The organism is Mesorhizobium sp. L-8-10, from assembly GCF_016756635.1.
GTDB lineage: Bacteria > Pseudomonadota > Alphaproteobacteria > Rhizobiales > Rhizobiaceae.
In genome coordinates this window covers 354,114-374,182 of record NZ_AP023263.1, presented here as the reverse complement: position 1 = coordinate 374,182, position 20,069 = coordinate 354,114, and the positions used below count along the sequence as shown (strand labels likewise).

The 20,069-nt window shown below is 65.0% G+C and carries 21 protein-coding genes; 9 read left to right on the top strand and 12 right to left on the bottom strand.

What is annotated here, in order from left to right; all coding sequences use genetic code 11:
* Positions 1–23: 23 nt before the first annotated feature.
* Positions 24–2,471, bottom strand: a complete 2,448-nt coding sequence (gyrB, locus tag JN280_RS01660; protein ID WP_202309814.1) for a DNA topoisomerase (ATP-hydrolyzing) subunit B — start codon at positions 2,469–2,471, stop codon at positions 24–26.
* Between the two features lie 178 nt (positions 2,472–2,649).
* The gene (locus JN280_RS01655; RefSeq protein ID WP_202309813.1) at positions 2,650–3,621 is read right to left on the bottom strand and encodes a LysR family transcriptional regulator; all 972 of its coding nucleotides are present in this window, start codon (positions 3,619–3,621) and stop codon (positions 2,650–2,652) included.
* 95 nt (positions 3,622–3,716) lie between these two features.
* On the opposite strand from JN280_RS01655, the gene JN280_RS01650 reads away from it, so the two are divergent.
* From JN280_RS01650 to JN280_RS01640, 3 genes are all read left to right on the top strand, one after another.
* Positions 3,717–4,178, top strand: a complete 462-nt coding sequence (locus JN280_RS01650) for a (2Fe-2S)-binding protein (protein WP_202309812.1) — start codon at positions 3,717–3,719, stop codon at positions 4,176–4,178.
* 14 nt (positions 4,179–4,192) lie between these two features.
* The gene (locus JN280_RS01645; RefSeq protein WP_202309811.1) at positions 4,193–6,394 is read left to right on the top strand and encodes a xanthine dehydrogenase family protein molybdopterin-binding subunit; all 2,202 of its coding nucleotides are present in this window, start codon (positions 4,193–4,195) and stop codon (positions 6,392–6,394) included.
* A 77-nt stretch (positions 6,395–6,471) separates the two neighbouring features.
* Entirely contained in the window at positions 6,472–7,497 is a 1,026-nt protein-coding gene (locus JN280_RS01640; RefSeq protein WP_202309810.1) for a Gfo/Idh/MocA family protein, read from the top strand.
* Positions 7,498–7,526: 29 nt separating this feature from the next.
* Here the strand turns inward: JN280_RS01640 and JN280_RS01635 are convergent, their stop codons facing one another.
* On the bottom strand, positions 7,527–8,096 hold the full coding sequence (locus tag JN280_RS01635) for an NADPH-dependent FMN reductase (RefSeq protein WP_202309809.1): 570 nt from the start codon (positions 8,094–8,096) through the stop codon (positions 7,527–7,529).
* 234 nt (positions 8,097–8,330) lie between these two features.
* On the opposite strand from JN280_RS01635, the gene JN280_RS01630 reads away from it, so the two are divergent.
* On the top strand, positions 8,331–9,701 hold the full coding sequence (locus JN280_RS01630; RefSeq protein WP_202309808.1) for a cytochrome P450: 1,371 nt from the start codon (positions 8,331–8,333) through the stop codon (positions 9,699–9,701).
* 82 nt (positions 9,702–9,783) lie between these two features.
* On the opposite strand, the gene JN280_RS01625 is transcribed toward JN280_RS01630, so the two are convergent.
* The 9 genes from JN280_RS01625 to rph form a co-directional block, all read right to left on the bottom strand.
* Complete coding sequence (locus JN280_RS01625; RefSeq protein WP_202309807.1) at positions 9,784–10,608, bottom strand: cyclase family protein; 825 nt, start codon at positions 10,606–10,608, stop codon at positions 9,784–9,786.
* Between the two features lie 76 nt (positions 10,609–10,684).
* Complete coding sequence (locus tag JN280_RS01620; RefSeq protein WP_202309806.1) at positions 10,685–11,050, bottom strand: YraN family protein; 366 nt, start codon at positions 11,048–11,050, stop codon at positions 10,685–10,687.
* The gene (rsmI, locus tag JN280_RS01615; RefSeq protein ID WP_202309805.1) at positions 11,040–11,939 is read right to left on the bottom strand and encodes a 16S rRNA (cytidine(1402)-2'-O)-methyltransferase; all 900 of its coding nucleotides are present in this window, start codon (positions 11,937–11,939) and stop codon (positions 11,040–11,042) included. Before rsmI ends, JN280_RS01620 begins: the two co-directional genes overlap by 11 nt.
* A 112-nt stretch (positions 11,940–12,051) precedes the next feature.
* Positions 12,052–12,474 carry a type II toxin-antitoxin system VapC family toxin gene (locus tag JN280_RS01610; RefSeq protein WP_202309804.1) on the bottom strand — a complete coding sequence of 141 codons (423 nt, stop codon included), beginning with the start codon at positions 12,472–12,474 and terminating at the stop codon, positions 12,052–12,054.
* The gene (locus JN280_RS01605; RefSeq protein WP_202309803.1) at positions 12,471–12,746 is read right to left on the bottom strand and encodes a type II toxin-antitoxin system Phd/YefM family antitoxin; all 276 of its coding nucleotides are present in this window, start codon (positions 12,744–12,746) and stop codon (positions 12,471–12,473) included. Before JN280_RS01605 ends, JN280_RS01610 begins: the two co-directional genes overlap by 4 nt.
* A 92-nt stretch (positions 12,747–12,838) precedes the next feature.
* The gene (gene hemW / locus JN280_RS01600; RefSeq protein ID WP_202309802.1) at positions 12,839–14,002 is read right to left on the bottom strand and encodes a radical SAM family heme chaperone HemW; all 1,164 of its coding nucleotides are present in this window, start codon (positions 14,000–14,002) and stop codon (positions 12,839–12,841) included.
* Positions 13,999–14,646: an RdgB/HAM1 family non-canonical purine NTP pyrophosphatase gene (gene rdgB / locus JN280_RS01595; RefSeq protein ID WP_202309801.1), complete on the bottom strand. Its 648-nt coding sequence runs from the start codon at positions 14,644–14,646 to the stop codon at positions 13,999–14,001. Before rdgB ends, hemW begins: the two co-directional genes overlap by 4 nt.
* Positions 14,646–15,056, bottom strand: a complete 411-nt coding sequence (locus tag JN280_RS01590; RefSeq protein WP_202309800.1) for a VOC family protein — start codon at positions 15,054–15,056, stop codon at positions 14,646–14,648. The genes rdgB and JN280_RS01590 overlap by 1 nt, the downstream gene beginning before the upstream one ends.
* Positions 15,057–15,069: 13 nt before the next feature.
* Entirely contained in the window at positions 15,070–15,786 is a 717-nt protein-coding gene (gene rph, locus JN280_RS01585; RefSeq protein ID WP_202309799.1) for a ribonuclease PH, read from the bottom strand.
* Positions 15,787–16,049: 263 nt separating this feature from the next.
* On the opposite strand from rph, the gene JN280_RS01580 reads away from it, so the two are divergent.
* The 5 genes from JN280_RS01580 to grpE all read left to right on the top strand — a co-directional run bounded on the left by JN280_RS01580 (position 16,050) and on the right by grpE (position 20,057).
* The gene (locus JN280_RS01580; protein ID WP_202309798.1) at positions 16,050–17,243 is read left to right on the top strand and encodes an ImmA/IrrE family metallo-endopeptidase; all 1,194 of its coding nucleotides are present in this window, start codon (positions 16,050–16,052) and stop codon (positions 17,241–17,243) included.
* On the top strand, positions 17,240–17,743 hold the full coding sequence (locus JN280_RS01575; RefSeq protein WP_202309797.1) for a DUF4411 family protein: 504 nt from the start codon (positions 17,240–17,242) through the stop codon (positions 17,741–17,743). Before JN280_RS01580 ends, JN280_RS01575 begins: the two co-directional genes overlap by 4 nt.
* A 78-nt stretch (positions 17,744–17,821) precedes the next feature.
* On the top strand, positions 17,822–18,892 hold the full coding sequence (gene hrcA / locus JN280_RS01570; protein WP_202309796.1) for a heat-inducible transcriptional repressor HrcA: 1,071 nt from the start codon (positions 17,822–17,824) through the stop codon (positions 18,890–18,892).
* A 15-nt stretch (positions 18,893–18,907) separates the two neighbouring features.
* On the top strand, positions 18,908–19,204 hold the full coding sequence (locus tag JN280_RS01565) for a putative quinol monooxygenase (protein ID WP_202309795.1): 297 nt from the start codon (positions 18,908–18,910) through the stop codon (positions 19,202–19,204).
* 211 nt (positions 19,205–19,415) lie between these two features.
* Entirely contained in the window at positions 19,416–20,057 is a 642-nt protein-coding gene (gene grpE / locus JN280_RS01560; RefSeq protein WP_202309794.1) for a nucleotide exchange factor GrpE, read from the top strand.
* Positions 20,058–20,069 lie beyond the last annotated feature (12 nt).

Below are 20,069 nucleotides of genomic sequence, written 5' to 3'. Positions count from 1 at the left end.
CGCGATCGTCGAAAGTCAGGCAGCTATACGTCGAGATTGGCCACGCTCAGCGCGTTCTCCTGGATGAAATCGCGACGCGGCTCCACCTCGTCGCCCATGAGGCGGGCGAAGAGCGAGTCCGCATCGGTCGCGTCGGTCACCTTCACCTGCAGCAGGGAGCGGACATTCGGGTCGAGCGTCGTCTCCCAGAGCTGCTCGGCGTTCATCTCCCCGAGACCCTTGTAGCGCTGCATGGTGAGGCCCTTGCGGCCGCTGCTGAAGACGGCGTCGAGCAGGGCCAGCGGGCCGGAAAGCCGTTCCGACACATCCTTGCGGCGCAGCACGGGCGGTGCCGCATAGACCTCGCCGAGACGGGCCGCATAGCGGTCGAGAGCGCGCGCATCGGCCGAATTGAGCAGCGCCATGTCGAGCACGGCGGCTTCCTTCACGCCGCGCACCGTGCGCTCGAAGATGTAGCCGCCGGGTCCCTCGTTGGAAGGGTTGGTGCGGCCCTGCCAGCCACGCTCGGTGTCTTCGGCGATCTCGTCGAGGCGGCGCGCGATCGTCTCGGCCATGACCGCGGCGTGCGCCGGGTCTCCGGCGATGTCGGGGTTGAGCCCGCCGGCGATTGCCGCCTGCTCGACCACCGCGCGATTGTAGCGCGAATGGATGCCGTTGATCAGGCTTCGCACGCCGAGAGCGTCCTGGACGGCGGCGCGCAGGTCCTGGCCGGCACGGATCTCGCCTGATGACAGCGACAATGTCGCCTCGTCGAGGCCGGTTTCGATCAGGAAGTCCTCGAAGGCGGTCTCGTCCTTCAGATACTGCGCGCTTTTGCCCTTGGTCACCTTGTAGAGCGGGGGCTGGGCGATGAAGAGATGGCCGCGTTCGATCAGTTCCGGCATCTGCCGGAAGAAGAAGGTCAAGAGCAGCGTGCGGATATGGGCGCCGTCGACGTCGGCGTCGGTCATGATGATGATCTTGTGATAGCGCAGCTTGTCGGCGTTGAAGCCGCCTTCATCCTTGCCGATGCCGGTGCCGAGCGCGGTGATCATCGTGCCGATCATGTCCGACGACAACATGCGGTCGAAGCGCACCCGCTCCACATTCAGGATCTTGCCGCGCAGCGGCAGGATCGCCTGGTTCTGGCGCGAGCGTCCGCTCTTGGCCGAGCCGCCGGCCGAGTCGCCCTCGACGATGAAGAGCTCCGACTTGGCCGGATCGCGCTCCTGGCAGTCGGCGAGCTTGCCGGGCAGCGAACTGACATTGAGCACGCTCTTGCGCGAGATGTCGCGCGCCTTGCGCGCGGCTTCGCGGGCGGCCGCTGCCTGGATCACCTTCTCCACCACCACCTTGCCCTCGGAGGGATGCTCCTCGAGCCAGGTGCCGAGCGCCTCGTTGACGAGGCTCTCCACGACCGGACGAACTTCCGACGAGACCAGCTTGTCCTTGGTCTGCGACGAGAACTTCGGATCGGGGACCTTCACCGAAAGCACGGCCGTCAGGCCTTCGCGGCAGTCGTCGCCGATGAGGGCGACCTTTTCCTTCTTGGTCATCCCCGAGGTTTCGGCATAACCCGTCACCTGGCGCGTGAGCGCGCCACGGAACCCCGCGAGGTGGGTGCCGCCGTCGCGCTGCGGGATGTTGTTGGTGAAGCAGAGCACGTTCTCGTGGTAGGAATCGTTCCACCACATCGCCACCTCGACGGTGACGCCGTCGCGCTCGGCGCGGATCGCGATCGGCTCGATCAAATGCTTCCTAGCCCTGTCGAGATATTTGACGAACTCCACCAGCCCGCCGTCATAGAGCAGTTCCTGCGTCTTCACGTCGGCGTGGCGCTTGTCTGTCAGCACGATCCGCACGCCGGAATTGAGGAAGGCAAGCTCGCGCAGCCTGTGCTCCAGCGTGCTGTAGTCGAACTCGACCATGGTGAAGGTATCTGAAGAGGGCAGGAAGGAGACTTCCGTGCCGGTCTCGTCGCCGGCGTCGCCGGTTTCCCTCAGCGGTGCGTCGGCATCGCCATGGGTGAAGCTCATCTCATGGATGCGGCCCTTGCGGCGGATCTTGAGCTTCAGCCAGACCGACAGCGCGTTGACCACCGAGACGCCGACGCCGTGCAGGCCGCCGGACACCTTGTAGGAGTTCTGGTCGAACTTCCCGCCGGCATGCAACTGGGTCATGATCACTTCGGCCGCCGACACGCCTTCCGTGGGGTGCAGGTCGGTCGGAATGCCGCGGCCGTTGTCGGTCACCGTGCAGGAGCCGTCGGGGTTGAGCGTCACCGTGACAAGCGTCGCATGGCCGGCCAGCGCCTCGTCGATGGCGTTGTCGACCACCTCATAGACCATGTGGTGCAGGCCCGAGCCGTCGTCGGTGTCGCCGATATACATGCCCGGCCGCTTGCGGACGGCATCCAAACCCTTCAAAACCTTGATGGAATCTGCGCCGTACTCGGCATTCGCGCCGGGAAGATTCTCGGACTGATCGCTCATGAAGTGCTTTCGATTTGATCCCGTGAAAAGGACGCGTCGAATCCCGTCCGAATCGCGCGTCCCATGACCTTCAGAATATAGGCGTTCGGACCCGTTTTTCCAAGTTTTTCCGGTATTTCCGGCGGGAAAGACGGGCTTTCCCGCTGCGTTCGGGGTGACGCGGAAAAGACCGGATCCGTCACCCGCCCGGCAGGCGTTTGCGACCCTCGCCAAGGCCTTCGCGCGCCTTCATGTAATCCGCCAATGCACGACGCATATGCGCGACGAAAGCCCGTAGCTTGGGCAGTGCGTGCGACCGGTTCGGATAATAGAGGAAGATGCCCGGCGTCTGCGGCATATAGCCCTGCAGAACCAGCTCGAGCCTGCCTTCTTCCACCATTTGCTCGACCAGGGGCTCTGCCACATAGGAAAGCCCGATGCCGTCGAGAGAGGCGGCGATGCTCACCGCTGTGTCGTTGACGATCAACGGGCCGTCGACCGCGACTTCGAAGGCATGGCCATCCCGTTCCAACTCCCAGCGGTAGATGCCTTGCGAGCTCATCTGGCGGAAGCGGATGCAGTCGTGCTGCTTCAGCTCTTCCGGCGACGTCGGCCGCCCGCGCCGCGCGAAATAGTCCGGCGCACCGACGACCACGAAGCGGAAGGGCGGGCTGACGCGCACCGCCACCATGTCTGCCTGAAGCGACTCGCCGAGCCGGAAACCGGCGTCGAAGCCGCCGTCCACGATGTCTGTGAAGCCGTCATCGGCGAATACCTCGACCTCCACCTCGGGATGGGCGGCGAAGAAGGAGGGCAGGACCGGCCCGATCAGGCTGGCGATCACGCCGCGCGAGGCATTGATGCGCAACAGGCCGGACGGGCGTCCGGAGAGCGATCGGGCTGCATCGAGCGCTTCGCGCAGCCCGGCCATCGCCGGGCGGGCATGTTCGAGGAGGCGTTCGCCCGCCTCGGTCAGGCCGACGCTGCGGGTGGTGCGGTGGAAGAGCGCGATGCCCAGCCGCGCCTCCAGGGCCTTGATCGTCTGGCTGAGCGCCGAAGGTGAAACGCCGAGCTCGGCCGCGGCCGCGCGAAAGCTGCGCCGCTGCGCGACCAAGAGGAAGGCCGGTATGCCGTCAAGGTCGCGTTCAGCGATTGTGAAGTCATGCTTCATGGTTCGTGCAAACTATGACGGATTATCGCCGCGGGGAAGAGGTGGGAGTCTGACCATCCGAGCAAGATGCCGCGGAAGCGGAGAAGGAGTTGCCGATGTCGATCCGCCTCACCATCAACGGTCAGCCTTTCGACTTCGCGGGCGAGCCGGAGAAGCCGCTGCTCTGGGTGCTGCGCGAAGACGTCGGGCTCAGCGGCACCAAATATGGTTGCGGGGTTGCCGCCTGCGGCGCCTGCACCGTGCATGTCGATGGTGTTGCCACACGATCCTGCTCGCTGCCTGTCGGGGCCGCAGCCGGTGCCGAGATCATTACAATCGAAGGGCTCGCGGCGTCGAACGATGCTGGGCGACATCCGGTCCAGCAAGCCTGGGAAAGGCTGCAGGTGCCGCAATGCGGCTATTGCCAGTCCGGCATGATCATGGCCGCGGCCGCCCTGCTCGTCAAAAACCCGCGGCCCGAGGATGACGAGATCAACGCGGCGATCACCAATCTCTGCCGATGCGGCACCTATCCGCGCATCCGCGCAGCGATCCGTTCGCTTGCATCCGAGGCCTGACGGAGGGGACACAGATGCGCCGCAGGACCTTCCTTTTCGGCTCGGCTGCCGCGGCCGGTGGTCTCGTGCTCGGATACCGGGCCTGGGCGGCGAGCTACGAGCGCGCCGCCATCGGCCAGGTGCAGGGCGAGGGCGAACATCTTCTCGCCGGCTGGCTGAAGATATCGACGGACGACACGGTGACCGTCTATGTGCCGCATATCGACATGGGGCAGGGCACGCATACCGCGCTCGCCATGCTTGCCGCCGAGGAACTCGACGCCGACTGGTCCAAGGTCAGGACGGAGCGGGCGCCGGGGGAGAGGACTTTCGCCAACCAGTTCCTGGCCCGTGGCTGGATCATCGAGGACCGGAAGTTTCCTTTGGTCGACGGCGCGGTCGACATGGCCTTCGAGGAGATCGCACGCGTCATCGACCTGCAGATCACCGGTGGCTCGACCGCCGTGCGCATGACCGGCCGCTTCGGCATGCGGCGCGTGGGGGCGGCGGCCCGCGCCATGTTGGTGACGGCAGCGGCGACGCGCTGGAGCGTGCCTGCCGCACAGATCTCGGTGCGCGACGGCATTGTCTCCGATCAGGCCTCCGGCCGCAGCGCGCGTTTCGGCGAGCTCGCGGAGGCGGCGGCGCGGCTTCCGGTGCCGCACGGCGCGCCGCTCAAGCAGCCGGGCGAATGGCGCATCGCCGGCACGTCGCCGGGACGTCTCGACATTCCGGCCAAGACCGACGGCAGTTTCGGCTATGGCATCGACCTGAAGCTCCCCGACATGTTGTATGCCGCGCTTCGGTCGGCGCCTGTCCATGGCGGGCGGCTCATCGATGCCGACCTTGCTCCCGCCAAGGCCATATCAGGCGTCGTCGACGTCCTGCGGCTCGACAATGCGGCGGCTGTCGTCGCGCCGAGCTGGTGCCAGGCGCGCCGGGCGGTGGACGCTCTGGAGCTGCGTTTCTCTAACGGAGATGCAAAGGTCCTGGATGGGATCGCCTTGCATGCCGCGCAGGACCGGGCCCTTTCCGAGATCGACGGAACCGACATGGTCGACATCGGCGATGCCGTCGAGGCGTTCGAGGCGGCCGCCGAGACGCGCCGGATCACGGCAACATACCGGGTCCCCTACCTCCATCACGCAGCGATGGAGCCGATCAACATCACCGCCCAATTCGCCGAGGGCCGGCTGACGGTCTGGGGCGGCGAGCAGGATGCGCTCGGCACCAAGGCGAAACTTGTCGAGCTCTCGGGTCTTTCCGGTGACGCGGTGACCTTCCATGGCCTGGCGGCGGGCGGGTCCTTTGGCCGGCGGATTCCGGTCTCAGCCGACTATCTCGATCACATTGTGCCGCTGGCGCGGGCCGCTTCGCCGCGTCCGGTGAAGCTGATCCTTTCGCGGGAGGAGGAATTCACCCACGGTGCCTACAGGCCCGCGCTGGCGACCGTCATGAAGGCATCGTTGGGGCGGGACGGGCGACCGACTGCCTGGCTGCAGACCTTCCTCGCCGGTCCCACGCGCAACGAGGGTTTTGCGCTGCCCTACACGATCGCGAACCAGTCGATCCGTGCGATCGACTTCGCCACCCATGTCCGTACCGGAACATGGCGCGCCGTCGCTCACACGCAGCACGCCTACTGGATGGAGAGTTTTGTCGACGAACTCGCCCATGCCGTGGGGCAGGATTCCTTCGAATATCGCCGGTCCCTGCTGCCTGAGGGTTCGCGCGAGCGCAAGGTGTTGGAGACGGCCGCAAAAAAGGCCGGCTGGGGAGAGCCGTTGCCCGCCGGCCACGGCCGCGGCATTGCGATCGCCGAAAGCTATGGCACCGTCGTCGCCGAAGTGATCGAGGTCTCGCTCCGCGCCGACGGTATGCCGCACGTCCATCGCGTGGTCGCGGCGGTCGACTGCGGCACTGTGATCCACCCCGATACGGCGCGCGCGCAGGTGGAGGGCGCGATATTGATGGGGCTGGGCGCGGCTCTGTTCGAGGAGATCACGCTGGATGGCGGCGCGGTCGTTGAAACAAACTTCCCGAACTATCCGATCATGACGATGGGCGAAACACCCGCCATCGAGGTGCACTTCGTCTCGAGCGACGGGGCCTGGGGAGGGCTCGGCGAGCCGGGCCTGCCGCCGGCCGCACCCGCGCTCTGCAACGCGCTCTTCGCCGCGGGCGGCAGAAGGATCCGGTCGCTGCCGATCCGCCGGGCCCTCGAGGAGACGTCGTAACCGCTGCGCTGTTCACGCAAACGGGTGATCGCTACAGTCGTTGCGGCGTCAGAGATGCTTGAACGGCGGGGGAGGAGATGAAGAAACGGATCGGCATCGTGGGCCTCGGTATGGCGGTGTCGCCCCACGCCCGGGGCGTCATGGATTTGTCGGATCGCGTCGAAGTTGCCCATGCCTTCAGTCCGAGCGTGGCACGGCGGCAGGCATTCGGCGAGCGCTTTCCGTTCCCGCTCTGCGACAAGCTGGAGACGATCCTCGACGACCCGGGCGTCGATGCGGTTCTGGTGCTCACGCCGCCCAACACCCATCTCGACATCGTCCGCCGATGCGCCGTGGCGGGCAAGCATGTGCTGCTCGAAAAGCCGGTCGAGATCTCGACCGCCCGCGCCGAGGAACTGGTCGGATTGTGCCGCGATGCCGGCGTCACACTCGGCATCGTGCTGCAGCACAGGTTCCGCCCGTCCGCCATGGAACTCGCGGGAATACTGAGCTCGGGAGAGCTCGGTGCGATCGTCGGCTGCTCGGCGATCATCCGCCTGTGGCGGCCGCAGAGCTACTATGACGAACCCGGGCGCGGCAGCTTCTCGCGCGACGGCGGTGGGGTGCTCCTCACGCAGGGGATCCATACGCTCGACCTGATGCTGCGCCTCGCCGGCCCGGTCGCCGAAGTGACCGGCTTCGTGGGGACGACGCCGGTTCACAATATGGAGGCCGAGGACATGGTCTGCGCAGCGATTCGTTTCGCCAACGGCGCCTTCGGCACGATCGATGCGACGACGTCAGCCTATCCGGGTTTCCCGGAACGCATTGATCTCACATGTTCGAAAGGCAGCGCCTCGCTCGCGGGCACGGCATTGACCGTAGCATTCCAGGACGGGCGCAAGGTCGAGATCGCGCCCGACGGCACTATGGGGGGCTCCGGCACCGACCCGATGGCCTTCCCGCACGACTATCATCGAGCGGTCATGTCCGATTTCATCGAAGTGATCGCGTCGGGTCGCGAGCCCCAGGTAACCGGCAAAGAGGCGCTGCGCGTGCACCGGCTGATCGATGCGCTCGTTGCAGCGGGCCGCGAACGGATGCCCGTGGCCCTGATGCCGTGATTGCGAAGCGCGTTGGCTGATGTGAACGCTCAGGCGGAACGCAAAGGCTTCAGCGCCTCACTCCAGCGATAGAGCTCGTCGAGCATCGTCGCCGCACCGGTCGCGACGATATCGGTCGGCGCGAAGGCGCCGTCCGCATCGAGGAATTGCGGGAAGTTCGGCAGCGGCACGCCTTCCGGGATCGGCACGACCTTCAGGGTCGACAGCAGCTGCTTCTCGGCCTGCACGGCGCGCAGGCCGCCCGATATGCCGCCGTAGCTCAGGAAGCTCGCGGGCTTGTACTGCCATTCGCGCGTCAGGTAGCTGATCGCGTTCACCAGCGCCGGCGGCGCGAAATAGTTGTATTCGGGCGTAACGAAGACGAAGGCGTCGGCCGCATTCACCGAGCGCGACCAGGCCTTGGTGTGGTCGTTCTCATACTCACCCAGCCGCGGATGCCTCGGCTCGTCGAAGATCGGCAGGTTGAACTCGGCGAGGTCCACCAGCACCGGCTCGAACTTGCCATGTTCCCTGGCGAATTCGGTCAGCCAGCGGGCGAAGACCGGGCCGACGCGTCCGGGCCGCGTGCTGGCGATGACGATGTTGAGCTGGTGTGCCAAGTCGGTTTCCTTTTGGTCAAGAGTATCCAATGGTGACCGGCACATAGGCGATGCTTCACATGCGAAGCAAGAAGGCACTTCGAGGTGACCGACTAAACTTCGGGTAACTCTTGATCCCCAATCGATTGCGGCTGCCCGGATGTTCGTCCCCAGGCGCGTTCGGTCGATGCACGGCCGGCTGCCTTGTCGCGGCATGGACGCGCGCTGCGGCGGCTCCTACATTGATGTTGAGCCATGGATACCGTGCCCGCCCCTTTCGTGCCGCCTGCGCCAAAACCGCGCACCAGCCCGCCGTCGACGCTGCAGATGATCCGCATCGTCTACCGCAACCCGCTCGAATTGTGGGGCGAGCCTTCCTACAACGAACCGTGGATTTCCGTCTCGGGTATCGGCGGGCCGCTCGTCATCGCCAACGATCCCGGCCTCATCCGCCACGTGCTGGTGGACAATGCCAGGAACTACAAGATGGCGACCGTGCGCCAGAAGATCCTGCGCCCGATCCTGCGCGACGGGCTGCTGACCGCCGAGGGTGAGGTCTGGAAGCGCTCGCGCAAGGCCATGGCGCCGGTTTTCACGCCGCGCCATATCCACGGTTTCGCGGGCTCGATGTTGCGGTGCTCGGAAGCATTCGCCACACGCTACGACGATCTCGTCGGCACGACCGACGTCGCCCGCGACATGACCATGCTCACCTACGAGATCCTGGCCGAGACGCTGTTCTCGGGCGAGATCGCCGGCGAGCCCGGCAGCTTCTCCCACCAGATCGACCGGCTGTTCGAGACGATGGGGCGCGTCGATCCGCTGGACCTGCTGCGCGCGCCCGACTGGTTGCCGCGCGTCACAAGGCTGCGCGGGCGCAAGACCATGGCCTATTTCCGCAAGATCGTGTCCGACACGGTCGCCATGCGGGAAGAACGCATGCGGCGCGATCCGGACGGCGTGGCCGAGGATTTCCTGACGCTTCTGCTGCGTGCCGAAGGCCCCGAGGGGCTGAACCGCGCGGAGATCGAGGACAATATCATCACTTTCATCGGCGCCGGCCACGAGACCACGGCGCGCGCACTCGGCTGGACGATCTACTGCCTGGCGGAGGCGCCCTGGGAGCGCAAGCGGATCGAGGCAGAGATCGACGCGGTCACGGCGCGCGAGCCTGACCCGGTCAAGTGGCTGGAGGCCATGCCGCTGACGCGGGCCGCCTTCGAGGAGGCGCTGCGGCTTTACCCGCCGGCGCCGTCGATCAATCGCGAGCCGGTGGAGACGGACCATTACAGGGACCTGGTGCTGCCCAGGGGTGCCCAGGTGCTTGTGATGCCCTGGACGGTGCATCGCCATCGGAAGAACTGGGAAAATCCCGAGGCCTTCCTGCCGGAGCGTTTCCATCCCGGCAATCGCGAGAAGATCGACCGCTTCCAGTATCTTCCCTTCGGTGCGGGCCCGCGCGTCTGTATCGGCGCGAGCTTCGCCATGCAGGAGGCGGTGATCGCGCTCGCCGTCCTGCTCAAACTCTATCGTTTCGATACCGTCGGCGAAACCAGGCCTTGGCCCGTGCAGAAGCTCACCACGCAACCGGAAGGCGGCCTGCCGATGGCGGTGACCAGGCGATAGAGCGCCGCCACCAAGCGCACTCTCGCGACTGGCAGCGGTGTTCCCCGAGTCTCCTGCGCGGGGCGCTGGCGGCGGTCCTGCTTCAGACCAGCGCGAACACCCGTGCCGGGCCGCCGGTGCCGCCCCTCACCTTCGGCGCGCCGACGATGATGGTCGCGCCCTTGGCCGGAAGCCGGTCGAGATTGGCGACACCCTCGATGCCGTAGCGGCCGGCCGGCAGCCAGGTATTGTGCACGATGAAATCGGGCGAGGGGCCGTGGTCGAGCGACAGCGTGTCGACGGCGATGGCCTTGGTCGACGTTTCGAGCAACTGCTGCACCGCCTCTACATTGAACCCCGGGAAGTGCATCGTCTTGCCGTCGTCTCCGACATTGCGGAACTTGTCGTTGGCGACATTCGCGCCCCAGCCCGACAGCATGGCCACCACGGCGCCATCAGGCAGTTCGCCATTGGCAGATGTCCAGGCCTCGAGGTCGTCGGGGGTAACCTGCGCATCCGGGTTCTCCGCCGCCTTGGCGCGGATGTCGACGACTACGAGCGGTGCGATCAGGTCCTCCACCGGCAGTTCCGCGACCGACTTGCCATCCGCGGAAAAATGCAGCGGCGCGTCGATATGAGTGCCTGTATGCTCGTTGATGCGCCATTCATTGAGATTGAAAGTGTGCTCCTTGAAGTTGAATTTCTGTTCGATGAAGAGCTGCTGGCCGCCAAAATAAGTAGGGAATTTGTCGAACAGCTCATGCGTCAGGTCCTCGGCCCTGGCCGGCGCGGATTGCGCCAGAAGCGGCGTCGGCGCGGCCGTCGCCGCGATCGCCGCCGCTCCGGCCGCGGCGAGCCCGCCGGCAAAGAAGCTGCGGCGGCTCAGCATGTCGGATTTCACTTTCTCGATGACGCAGTGATGGCACATTTTGTTCGCTCCCAGGTTTGGTTTCGAAGGAAGAGTAGCCCGAAACCGGAGCGCGGCAAGCTCGACTGTTGCCGCCTCAGTTCCGGCCCTGGAAAATATTCTCGACATGCACCGGCCAGCGGCGTGGCAGCACCGCGACCATATCGAAACGCATCGACAGCCTTCCATGATCGGGCTGGCGGGCCAGCCAGAGGTCGGCCGCGGCCTCGATGCGGCGCTGCGAAGCCCAGCCGATCGCGTCCATGGCTTCGGCGAGCGTCGGCCGCGCCTTGACCTCCACGATGATCACCAAATCGCCGCGACGTGCGACGAGGTCGATCTCGCCGAGCTTGGTGCGGAAGCGCCGCGCCACGATGCGGTAGCCTTTGACGAGGAGCGCAAGCGCCGCGATCCACTCGCTGCGATGGCCGCGGCGATAGGCCCTGAGGCGGTCAGCCGGCATTCTTGAGTTCCAGCAGGCGCCGGTAGAGGTCGGGTTTCCTGCCGCCGGTCATGCGGGCGGCTTCGGCCGCCGCCTTGGACGCCGGCATCTCCTCGGCCAGCGACAGAAGCAACCGGTCGACCGTTTCGGGCGCGGTTTCGGCCGCGGCAGTCGGCGGCCCGACGCAGATGACGATCTCGCCTTTCGGCGTTTCGGCCTCGGCATAATGTGCGGCGAGCGCGCCGAGCGTGCCGGTACGCATCTCTTCGAAAGTCTTCGTCAACTCGCGGCCGATCGCCGCCTGCCTGGTTTCGCCGAGCACGCCGGCCATGGCGGCCAGCGTGTCGGCCAGCCGTCGCGGCGATTCGAAGAAGATTAGGGTTGCCGGCACCGGCTTCAACTCATCGAGCCGCGAGCGCCGCTGTCCGTCCTTGACCGGCAGGAAGCCGGCGAAGAGGAACGCGTCCGAAGGCAGGCCCGAGGCGGTGAGTGCCGCGAGCACGGCCGACGCGCCCGGCACCGGGACGACGCGGATCCCGGCTTCGAGCGCCTGGCCGACGAGACGGAAGCCGGGATCCGAGACCAGCGGCGTGCCGGCATCGGAGACGAGCGCGACGCTCCTGCCGCCATTGAGCGCCTCGATCAATCGCGGCCCGGCCTCGGCGGCATTGTGCTCGTGATAGGCCACCGGCCTCTGCCGGATGCCGTAGCGGTCGAGAAGCACCCGGGTGATACGCGTGTCCTCGCAGGCGACGACATCGGCGCCTGCGAGCGCCTCCAGCGCGCGCAACGTGATGTCGGCGAGGTTGCCGATCGGCGTCGCCACGAGATAGAGCGCCGGCTCGAGCGGCCGCGCGGCGATCTCGGTCTGGGCGATCACATAGGAGCGCTTGGCTTCGGTCTGCTGCACCCGTGGCCTCTCGTGGGTTCTTATCGGCCATTCTTTGACATGGCCGGGGGCATGTTGCAAAGCACTCGTCAGCTCTGCAAGCTTGCTTGGCAAGTTCCGACCCAGGCAGCGGCTACAGCTCCCATGGGTTGAGAAGAGGAACCCCAAAGGACGCGAAGTCCTTGGTGTTTCGCGTCACCAGAGTGAGTTGCCTGCCCAGTGCGGTCGCGGCCAGGAACCCGTCCATCGTTGAAAGCGCCCTTCCGATCTTCTGGCTTTCGGCCATGAGATCTCCCCATCGCTCGGCGGTCTCAGGGTCGATTGGTAGGATCCGGCCGGCGAAACGGTCGGGGAGATCATGCACCAGCCAGGCAGCGAGCGCCTCCCTTCGTCGCCCATCGTCCATCAGGAGAACGCCACGACGAAGCTCAGCGAGTGAAATGACGCTTATGAACGACCTGTCCTCATCGACTTCATCGAGCCAGGCGAGAACCTTTGGGCTTGGCGCCGGACGTCGGACTTCAGACAGGACGTTGGTATCCAGCAGGTAGCTCACAGAGCTATGTCACGCGGTGCGTCGTGATGCCGATCTATCTCAATATCGGTGCCACGCAATGGTGAATTGAGCAGGAAGTCGGCAAGGCTTCCCTTGCGCGTTGTCTTGCGCGCCCATTCTTCGGCTGAGACGATCACCGCACTCGGCTTGCCGTTGCGTGTGATCAACTGGGGCTCAGCCTGGGCGCGGTCAACGACCTCGGAGAGCTTTGCCTTTGCCCGCGCCAGAGTCCACGTTGCAGCTTCGGCCGGGCCTGTCTCAGGCGTAGTCATCTCGAGCCTCCATAGCCAACGTGACCAACATGACTATATGGCTTCGCAGGGCCGATATTCAATAGCCCGACAATAGGGTCTTCTGGCCACCATCACCGCGCCAGGTCGGCGACCACTGCGTCGAGCACGATCATGCCGGCAGCGGTTGCGCGCAGGCGTGAATTGCCGATCGCCGCGACCAGCCCCTCCTCCTGCAGGATCGACAGCCGGGCCGTGGCAAGTGCCCTACCCGACAAGGCTTCGTAGCGGGCAAGGTCGATGCCTTCGGCCAGCCGCAGGCCCATCAGCAGGAACTCGTCCGCCTCCTCGGAGCGCGACAGCACCTCGCCTCCCGTCACGCCGTGGCCCTTGGCCTCGACCAGGTTCAGCCAGGTTTCCGGCATGCGTTCGGCGATGGTCACCACCCGGCGGCCGTTCTCGACGAAGCGGCCATGCGCGCCGGGGCCTACGCCGACATATTCGCCGTAGCGCCAATAGGTCAGGTTGTGCCGGCTTTCCGCACCTGGCCGGGCATGGTTGGAGATCTCATAGGCTGGCAGGCCGTGCTCGGCCGTCACCTCCTGCGTCACGGCATAGAGTTCGGCCGCGTGCTCGCCGTCGGGGATGGAGAATTTGCGCGCCGCATGCAGCGCATGGAAGGGCGTGCCTTCCTCTATGGTCAGCTGGTAGAGCGAGAGATGGTCGGCGGCGTGGCCGATGGCCTGTTCGAGCTCGGCGCGCCAAGCCTCGGGTGTCTGGCCCGGACGCGCATAGATGAGGTCGAAGGAAAGGCGCGGAAAGATCTCGCGGGCAAGGCCGATTGCGTGCAGCGCCTCGGCGACATTGTGCAGCCGGCCGAGGAACTTCAGGTCGCGATCGTCGAGCGCCTGCACGCCGAGGGAGACACGGTTGACGCCGGCCGCGTGGTAGCCGCGAAAGCGGTCCGCCTCGACCGAGGACGGATTGGCCTCGAGCGTGATCTCGGCACCGTCGGCGATCGTCCAGTTGGCCGCGACCGCATCGAGCACCGCCGCCACTGTTTCGGGTTTCATCAACGACGGCGTGCCGCCGCCGAGGAAGATGCTGGTCACGCATTGCTGCCCTGTGCGGGCGCGCATCGTGGCGAGTTCGGCGGCGAAGGCGCGGGCGAAGCGTTGCTGGTCGACCGGCTGGTGCCGTACATGCGAGTTGAAGTCGCAATAGGGGCACTTGGCCGCGCAGAACGGCCAGTGGACGTAGACGCCGAAGCCGGGCGCCCGGGCGTCGCGTTCGGTCATGGCGAGCCGAGGCGGGCGCGGGCGAACTTCTGGAAGGCGCGCGCGCGGTGGGAAAGCGCATCGGGCTGGCCAGGCGCCCAGCCGTGTTTTTCGGCGGCAGGCATCTCGCCGAAGGTGCGCAGGTGCCCATCCGGCAGGAACACCGGATCGTAGCCGAAGCCGAGTTGGCCGCGCGGCGGCCACACCAGCTTGCCTTCCGCCTCGCCGCGGAAATATTCGGCATGGCCGTCCGGCCAAGCCAGGCAGATGACGGCGACAAAGCGTCCGGTGCGATCGGCGGGCTGGACCGCGCCCGCCGCCCGGAGCGCGTCCTCGGTCTTCTGCATTGCCATGGCGAAGTCGCGTGTGCCGTCGGGCTTCTCCGCCCAGTTCGCGGTGTAGACGCCGGGCTGGCCGTTCAGCGCATCGACGACGAGGCCGGAATCGTCCGAAAGGGCGGGCAGGCCTGTCGCCTGGGCGGCGGCGAGCGCTTTGATATAGGCGTTCTGCTCGAAAGTCGTACCGGTCTCGTCGGGCTCGGGCAGGCCGTATTCCCTGGCCGACTTCGCCTCGAAGCCGAACGGCCCCATCAACTCGGAAAATTCCCGCAGCTTGCCTTCATTGTGGCTGGCCACGACGATCTTCTTGTCGTTCAGATGATGCATCACAAACCCCAGATACGCGGCTCGGCAAACTCGATCGAATTGCCTGACGGGTCACGGAAATAGATAGAGCGCCCGCCTTGGGGCCATTGGAAATCGGCCTCGATGACGATGCCCTCGGCCTGAAGACGGGCCTTCCAGCGATCGATCTCCTCGGCTGTCGCCGAAAAGCAGAGATGGCCCTGGCCGGCCGTGCCATGCGGCGGCACGGGCAGCCTTGCGTCCGATGGTGGAGGGACACGGGTGGCCGCGGCGTTGAAGAGCAGCAGGACGCCCTGGCCGCAACGAAAGAAGACATGCCGCCCCGCGACCTTGCCGACCGGCGCCAGCCCCAGTGCTTCGCCGTAGAAACGCTCCGCCGCGTCGAGATCGGTCACGTAGAGTGCTGATTCGAGGATGGCGGACGGGGTCATCTCGGCTCCGGCGCTACGCCACGGCCATCTGCTGCAGGCTCACCAGCCGAGTGATGCCCTTGCGGGCCAGCGCCATCAGCGCGGCGAACTGTTCCTCGCTGAAGGGCTCGCCCTCGGCGGTGCCCTGGATCTCGACGATGCCGCCCTTGCCGGTCATGACGAAATTGGCGTCGGTTCCAGCCGAGGAATCTTCGATATAGTCGAGGTCGATGACAGCCTGGCCGTCATGGATGCCGCAGGAGATCGCCGCCACATGGTCTTTCAGTACCTTGGAGACGTTCACAATGCTGCGCGCCTCCATCCAGCGCAGGCAGTCGTGGAGCGCCACCCAGCCGCCTGTTATCGCCGCCGTGCGGGTGCCCCCGTCGGCCTGGATCACGTCGCAGTCTATGGTGATCTGCTGCTCGCCGAGCGCCTGCATGTCGACGACGGCACGCAGGGAACGGCCGATCAGCCGCTGGATCTCCAGCGTCCGGCCGCCCTGCTTGCCGGTCGAGGCTTCGCGGCGCATGCGCTCGCCGGTGGCGCGCGGCAGCATGCCGTATTCGGCTGTCACCCAGCCCTTGCCGGAATTGCGCATCCAGCCCGGCACCTTCTCTTCGAGGCTGGCCGTGCACAGCACATGGGTGTCGCCGAACCTGACCAGGCACGACCCTTCCGCGTGCTTCGACACTCCGCGTTCGAAGGAGATCGCGCGCATTTCGTCGAACTGGCGTTTTGAGGGGCGCATCAAGGGGTCTTTCTTCACCTGGAAATCCGGAATCGTGCGCGCTTTTAGCCCCATGCCCGGTCGAGCGCAAAGGAAAACGGGCTTTTTGGCGCGACAGGAGGGAGTCGAGCCCCCGCCGAAACGATGTGTCCCGGGCGAAATCAGCCCTGTGCCTCGGCATCTGCATGCGAGCTTGGGAATCGCATTCGCAAAGCCGATATTAACAACTCAGATCAACAATGACCCTACCGGGATCGACCGTCACCGAATAGCGTTGAACCGCAATGGCTGCTGTCGCGAAGAAAGAGAGACCATCCTATAACCCGGCGATGCTTCGCTGGGCACGGGAGCGTCGCGGCCAATCGATCGAGGAGGTCGCACATCGCCTCAAACAGAAGCCCGAGCGGATCGTCGCCTGGGAAGAGGCACGCGAGGTTCCTACCGTTAACCAGGCGCGTGCGCTTGCTGATCTCTACCATCGGTCGTTCATCGAGTTCTTTCTGAAGGAGCCGCTTGAGCTTCCCGAGGCAGCGATGGTTCCTGATTTTCGCACCCACCGGGGCGTCGACATCGACGAGAACCAGCGAGCCCTGAAAGACATTCAGTCCTGGGCTGAAGCTCAGAGGGCAAATGCCCTCGACCTGTTTCAGGAGCTCGGCGAGGAACCTCCGGTGTTCCCCGAGCACCTTTTTGCCACGGTCGAGACACGGGTTGAAAGTGCCGCGGTTGAAGCACGCAAGGCAATGGATTTCACCATCGACGCGCAGCTCGCACTTAGCTCACAGGAGCGCGCTCAACTGCCCAACATTCTTCGCCGGAAGCTTGAGCAAGTCGGAATCCTTACGCTAAAGGACACGTCGCTCGGCGAGCTAGGCGCCCGAGGCATGTGCCTCGTCGAGTTTCCTCTTCCAACCGTGGTTTTCGGGAACGAGGCGCCTAGCGCGCAGGCGTTTACCCTGGCGCACGAACTGGCGCACGTCGTTCTGCGGCAGAGCGGCATCATCGCGCCGCTTGCGCATCCGAATCAAGGAGGCAAGACACACACCGAGGCTTGGTGCGATCAGTTTGCCGCGTCGTTCCTGATGCCCAAAGAGGCGGTGATTCAGCTTCTCGGCGAGGTGCCCGCGCGTCGTCTTGATTCCATATCGGATGATCGCCTGTCGTCAGCGGCAAGCGCTTTCCGGGTTAGCCCCCATGCGATGCTCATTCGCCTAGTGCATCTCGGCTATGTGGATCGCCTCTACTACTGGGAGATAAAAAAGCCTCATTTCGACCAAGAGGAGGCTAACTATCGAGCCTTTGGACGAGCATCGTATTATGGTACGAGGTACAAGAACGCGCTGGGTGATCTTTATACCGGCCTTGTTATGGAGGCCTGGGCGAACGGCCGCATAACAAATCACAACGCGGCTCAGTATATGGGCATAAAGAACCTGCAGCATCTTTACGACATACGCGATCATTTCGGTGTGCCGTGAGGAGGTATTGCTTCGATACATCTGGAATCTCGAATCCGCTGGAAACGATGCCAGAAGACATTCACAAGACGATGTGGGCGGGGTTCTGCGAACGAGTCGAGGACGGACTGATCGGCGCCACAACCGAAATTCACGATGAAATGTGCCACATCCCCGGCGACGTGGGCGCGTGCCTGATCGCAAACAAATCGACGATCGTACTGGAAGTCGGCGAGGATTGGGATTGGCGAACCTACATCGAGCACGCCCAGCGGATGCAGGTTGATCACAAGGACTTCATCTCCGAGTTCACCGGCGGATCGGCCAAGACGATCTGCCTGAATGATCTTACCATCATTGCTCTTGCGAAGACTCTTGGCTTGCCGGTCGTCAGCATGGAAAGGCTGGTGTCGGAAGACCCTAGCACGAAGAAAAGGCGTATTCCCAATATCTGCAAGGCTGAAGGCGTGGAGCACCTAAGCTTCAATGATTTCCTTCGTAGAGAGCAGCTGACCTTCTAGCCACGCCGCTTTGCCGCGGGCCGTTGAGTTCCCCGCCAGCCTGTCTATATCATCGGTCATCAGGAGCTTTCCTCGTCGATGACGAAACCGGTCGTGGATCAGACACTGCAATCACTCGATGCGCGTTCGCGCGACATCTTCCGCCAGATCGTCGATACCTATCTCAAGGACGGCGAGCCGCTGGGCTCACGCAACCTGTCGCGCATGCTGCCGCAGTCGCTGTCGCCCGCCACCGTGCGCAACGTGATGAGCGACCTGGAGCATCTCGGCCTCATCTATGCCCCGCATATTTCGGCGGGCCGGCTGCCCACCCAACGTGGCCTGCGTTTCTTCGTCGATGCCTTCATGGAACTGGGCGACCTCTCCGACGAGGAGCGCCGGGTGATCGAGGCCCAGGTCAAGGCATCGGGCAGCGGCGCGACGCTGGAGCATGTGCTGACCGAGGCCACGCTGATGCTATCGGGCATGTCGCGTGGCGCGGGTCTGGTCGTGGCCGCCAAGAACGAGGTGGCGCTGAAGCATATCGAATTCATCCAGCTCGAGCCGACGCGGGCGCTCGCCGTTCTGGTCTCGCAGGCCGGCGACGTGGAGAACCGCGTGCTCGACCTGCCGGCCGGCGTCACCGCCTCGCAACTCCACGAGGCCTCGAATTTCCTCAATGCCCATATACGCGGCCGTACCTTGGCCGAGGCGCGTGGCGAGATCTCACGACTCAAGGACGAGACAAAGGCCGCGCTCGACACGCTTTCGCAGGATCTGGTCGAGCGCGGGCTCGCCGTCTGGGCCGGCGCCGAAAGCGGGTTGCCGGCCCGGCTCATCGTGCGCGGCCGCGCCAATCTGCTCGAAAACGTCACGGCCCAGGCCGATATCGAACTGTTGAAGCATCTGTTCGAGGATCTGGAGACTCAGGACGGGCTCATGCAACTGCTCGACCTTGCCGAACAGGGATCGGGCGTTCGCATCTTCATCGGGTCGGAGAACAAGCTCTTCTCGCTGTCGGGTTCGTCGTTGGTGGTGGCGCCCTATCGCGACAAGGATGCGCGCGTCATCGGCGCGCTGGGCGTCATCGGCCCCACCAGGCTCAATTATGCGCGCATCGTGCCGATGGTGGACTACACGGCGCAACTGATCAGCCGAATGATGCGCTGAACCACGGGGGAGAATATGTTCGGTCTTATCGGCAAGATGCGAGCCCGGCCCGGCGAACGTGATGCGCTGATCGCAATCCTGCTCGAGGGCACCGAGGCGATGCCGGGATGCCTGAGTTACGTCGTGGCGAAGGATCCCGCCGATGCCGATGCGATCTGGATCACGGAGGTCTGGGATGGTGCGGCGAGCCATAAGGCCTCGCTGTCCCTGCCTGCCGTGCAGGCGGCCATCGCCCAGGCGCGGCCGATGATCGCCGGGTTCGATTCCCATGTGGAGACGGAACCGGTCGGCGGCGTCGGCATTTCCGGCTAAGCAGGTTTCGGAAAAGTGTCCACGGTTTCCAAGAGCCTGCGGCAAGAGAAGAGTTTAGTCAGGTGAAGCGTGGGCGAAGCCGCGCAAGCCCCCTTGGCAGCTTTCGCTTCGGGTGGGTTCGGCTAGGAATGGGGTCCCCCTCCGCCCCTTGATTTTTGCGACCCGAACATCGATATCGGGCGCGACTTCAGGAACTATTCGAGAGACGGCGATGAGCGACCAGGCAAAAGACGAACGCGCGCCCGATGAGACCGCGCTGAACGAGGCCGCGAACGGCAACGAAGCTGCGGGCGCTGAGACCGGCGGCGACTATGAGGTCGTCGTCAAGCTGATGAAGGAGAACGAGGAGTTGAAGGACCGCGCGCTGCGTGCCGCGGCCGATATGGAGAATCTGCGCCGGCGCACCGCGCGTGAACTCCATGACGCGCGCTCCTATGCCATGGCCAATTTCGCCCGCGACATGCTGTCGGTCTCGGACAATCTGCGTCGTGCCATCGATGCGATCCCGGCTGAGGCCAAGGCCGCTGGGGATGCCGGCTTCAAGACCCTGATCGAGGGCGTCGAGATCACCGAGCGCGCGATGCTCGCGGCGCTCGAACGCCATGGTGTCAAGAAGCTGTCGCCGGAAGGCGAGAAGTTCGACCCCAACTTCCACCAGGCGATGTTCGAGGTTCCCAATCCCGACGTTCCGGCCAATACGGTCGTGCAGGTGGTGCAGCCGGGCTATTCGATCGGCGAGCGCGTGCTCAGGCCCGCGATGGTCGGCGTCGCCAAGGGCGGCCCGAAACATGCCTCGGCCGACGCGCCGGCCGAGCCCGGCCCGGTCAACGAGCAGGCCGAGAAGGATGCGTGAGGGAGCCAATAG

Bases quoted from the DNA above. Each gene is read 5' to 3' on its own strand.
- JN280_RS01565 (WP_202309795.1), top strand. From the start codon at position 18,908: ATGTTCGGTCTTATCGGCAAGATGCGAGCCCGGCCCGGCGAACGTGAT.
- hemW (WP_202309802.1), bottom strand. From the start codon at position 14,002: ATGACCGAACGCGACGCCCGGGCGCCCGGCTTCGGCGTCTACGTCCAC.
- JN280_RS01655 (WP_202309813.1), bottom strand. From the start codon at position 3,621: ATGAAGCATGACTTCACAATCGCTGAACGCGACCTTGACGGCATACCG.
- gyrB (WP_202309814.1), bottom strand. From the start codon at position 2,471: ATGAGCGATCAGTCCGAGAATCTTCCCGGCGCGAATGCCGAGTACGGC.
- hrcA (WP_202309796.1), top strand. From the start codon at position 17,822: ATGACGAAACCGGTCGTGGATCAGACACTGCAATCACTCGATGCGCGT.
- grpE (WP_202309794.1), top strand. From the start codon at position 19,416: ATGAGCGACCAGGCAAAAGACGAACGCGCGCCCGATGAGACCGCGCTG.
- JN280_RS01620 (WP_202309806.1), bottom strand. From the start codon at position 11,050: ATGCCGGCTGACCGCCTCAGGGCCTATCGCCGCGGCCATCGCAGCGAG.
- JN280_RS01580 (WP_202309798.1), top strand. From the start codon at position 16,050: ATGGCTGCTGTCGCGAAGAAAGAGAGACCATCCTATAACCCGGCGATG.
- JN280_RS01605 (WP_202309803.1), bottom strand. From the start codon at position 12,746: ATGACTACGCCTGAGACAGGCCCGGCCGAAGCTGCAACGTGGACTCTG.
- JN280_RS01625 (WP_202309807.1), bottom strand. From the start codon at position 10,608: ATGTGCCATCACTGCGTCATCGAGAAAGTGAAATCCGACATGCTGAGC.
- JN280_RS01645 (WP_202309811.1), top strand. From the start codon at position 4,193: ATGCGCCGCAGGACCTTCCTTTTCGGCTCGGCTGCCGCGGCCGGTGGT.
- JN280_RS01630 (WP_202309808.1), top strand. From the start codon at position 8,331: ATGGATACCGTGCCCGCCCCTTTCGTGCCGCCTGCGCCAAAACCGCGC.
- rph (WP_202309799.1), bottom strand. From the start codon at position 15,786: ATGCGCCCCTCAAAACGCCAGTTCGACGAAATGCGCGCGATCTCCTTC.
- JN280_RS01640 (WP_202309810.1), top strand. From the start codon at position 6,472: ATGAAGAAACGGATCGGCATCGTGGGCCTCGGTATGGCGGTGTCGCCC.
- rdgB (WP_202309801.1), bottom strand. From the start codon at position 14,646: ATGCATCATCTGAACGACAAGAAGATCGTCGTGGCCAGCCACAATGAA.
- JN280_RS01650 (WP_202309812.1), top strand. From the start codon at position 3,717: ATGTCGATCCGCCTCACCATCAACGGTCAGCCTTTCGACTTCGCGGGC.
- JN280_RS01590 (WP_202309800.1), bottom strand. From the start codon at position 15,056: ATGACCCCGTCCGCCATCCTCGAATCAGCACTCTACGTGACCGATCTC.